Source organism: Actinomyces polynesiensis, from assembly GCF_000820725.1.
In the GTDB taxonomy this organism is placed as follows: Bacteria; Actinomycetota; Actinomycetes; order Actinomycetales; family Actinomycetaceae; genus Pauljensenia; species Pauljensenia polynesiensis.
In genome coordinates this window covers 1-2,239 of sequence record NZ_CCXH01000250.1, presented here as the reverse complement: position 1 = coordinate 2,239, position 2,239 = coordinate 1, and the positions used below count along the sequence as shown (strand labels likewise).

Below are 2,239 nucleotides of genomic sequence, written 5' to 3'. Positions count from 1 at the left end.
CCCTGCGCGCCGGCAGGACTGCACGCCGTCAGGGCTGCACGCCGCCGGACGCTGTGCCGGTGACCTCCGGCGCGGCCGGGCCGGAGTGGTCGCGCAGGGCCACGAAGACGTACCAGGCCACACCGACCACCGGCACCACGACCAGGGCCCCGATGAGTCCCCCGAGGACGGTCCCGACGGTGACGGCGGCACCGACCACGAAGGGGTGGAGGTGGGCGTGACGCCCCATGACCAGGGGCTCCAGATGTTGCCCTCCACCTGGCCGACCAGGGCGATCGCCACACCGACGACGACCGCGCTCCAGAACCCGTTCGTCGCGAGGGCGACGAGGATCGCCAGGGACATGGCGGCCGGCGCGCCGATGAGCGGGATGAAGGAGCCGATGAACACGAGGATCGCGAGCGGAGCGGCCAACGGCACGCCGAGGAGCAGGAGCACCACCCAGGCGATGGTGCCGACCATGGCCGCGATCGAGAAGGCTCCCCGCGTGTACCCACCGAAGAAGGACCACGCCGCGCGCCCCGCGTCGTCCCAGGAGGGGCGCACGTGGGCGGGCACCTGGTCGAGGAACCACTCCCACATCCCGTTGCCGCCCACCAGCAGGCACACCGAGGTGAAGACACCGAAGGCGATGAGCATCCCGACCACGGCGACGGTCCCGACCTGGGTGGCCGCGAACCCGGCGAGACCCCACGAGTTGGCCCGCAGCCAGGCCAGCGCCGCCACGGTCCACCCCTCGACGTCCTGCTCGGTGACGGTGATGGGGAGCCCCCCGTCCCTCAGGGCCCGGACGATGTCGGCGATGCCCTCACCGGTCCCCCTCACGACGAGGTCCCACTGGGAGGAGATCCCGAGGACGGCGATCCCGAGGAGCGCCAGGACGAGGACGAGGCCGCCGAGCAGGCTCAGGAGCACCGCCAGCGGGGCGGGGAGGCGTCGACGCAGGACGGTGACGAGGGGACGCATCACCGCGGTGATCACCAGGCCCAGGAACAGTGCGACCAGCACGACGCGCAGGCGTGAGGCACCCAGTGCCACGATGACCAGCGCGGCGCAGATGCCGACGAAGCGCCACGCCCAGGCTCCGGCGCGGTCGAACCAGGTCGACGGTCCGCGGGTGTCCGTCATTCCTCGTCCTCCGGGGAGGGATCGGGGATCTCACCGGGACGGTAGTCGGGGAGACGGGTCGCCGGAAGGATGGCGAGGGCACTGACCCCGGAGAGGATGAGCAGGCCCAGCTGCAGCGCCCGCAGGCGCGCACCGGTGTTGAGCTCCACGAACTCCTCCACCTGCTCCGCGCTGGCCCCGGTCTCCGCCAGTGAGGCGCGCAACTGGTCGTTGGGGATGAAGTTCGGGTCCTGGAGGGAGGTGTGCTCCGCGATCTCCTCGGGAACGTACTCACGCTCGACCAGGGCGCGCCCCAGGCTGAGGGTCAGCAGCGAGACCAGGAGTGCCCCGGCCACTGCGGTGCCCACCGCCGAGGCGAGGTTCTGGGTCGTCCCGCGCACCGACCCGACGTCCCCGGCGAGTTCCTTCGGCGAGGCCGTGACGAGCACGTTGAAGACCAGGGTGACGAGGGCGCCCTGCCCGATCCCGAAGACCACCAGGCCCAGGATCGTCGGCACCGTCTGCCAGTTGTTCGTCACCACGAAGGACAGCCAGGCCAGCGCGGAGGTCGTCAGGACGACCCCACGACCCCGATCTGGCGGGGCGTGAAGCGCCTGTAGAGCCGGACGACCAGGAGCGCGGTGACGAACACCGTGAGGTTGAAGGGCATCATCGCCACGGAGGTCGCGAAGGGCGTGCGTCCCTGCACGATCTGGATGTACAGCGGGACGGTGAAGTTGAGCGCGGCCTCCAGGCTGACCACCACGAACATGGCGCCCACTGCGGCGCGCTCCCGGGAGGATCCCATGACGGAGAGGCTGACCAGGGTCGGACGGCCCTGGGCCTCGCGGTGGCGGGTCCACGCCAGGAAGGCCTGGACCAGGACGATGCCGACCAGGATGAGCAGGGACGCCGGGGAGACGCCCAGGATGTCGAAGGGGGCGGAGTCGCTCGCACGCAGGACCCCCAGCCGTTGAGGTTGTCGAAGCCGAGGGTGAGGGACACGATGGCGCACCCGATGAACAGGGCACCCAGCGCATCGACCGACACGTCGGGGTCGCCCTCGTCCCCGCGGAGGCGGAAGGAGAGGAGGAAGACCACCACGGCGAGGGCCAGGGTCACCCCGAACACC

Annotated in this window: 3 protein-coding genes; all 3 read right to left on the bottom strand. The window is 71.2% G+C overall.

Annotation, left to right across the window (positions count from 1 at the left end):
• A partial coding sequence (locus TA90_RS10810) for an AI-2E family transporter (RefSeq protein WP_052450787.1) occupies window positions 1-1,128 on the bottom strand: 1,128 nt, incomplete at its 3' end.
• Window positions 1,125-1,649, bottom strand: coding sequence for an MFS transporter (locus tag TA90_RS13370; protein WP_187120136.1), 525 nt, complete (start codon window positions 1,647-1,649; stop codon window positions 1,125-1,127). The genes TA90_RS10810 and TA90_RS13370, both read right to left, overlap by 4 nt.
• Window positions 1,650-1,678: 29 nt before the next feature.
• Window positions 1,679-2,122 carry a hypothetical protein gene (locus TA90_RS13365; protein WP_052450785.1) on the bottom strand — a complete coding sequence of 148 codons (444 nt, stop codon included), beginning with the start codon at window positions 2,120-2,122 and terminating at the stop codon, window positions 1,679-1,681.
• Between the last annotated feature and the right edge of the window lie 117 nt (window positions 2,123-2,239).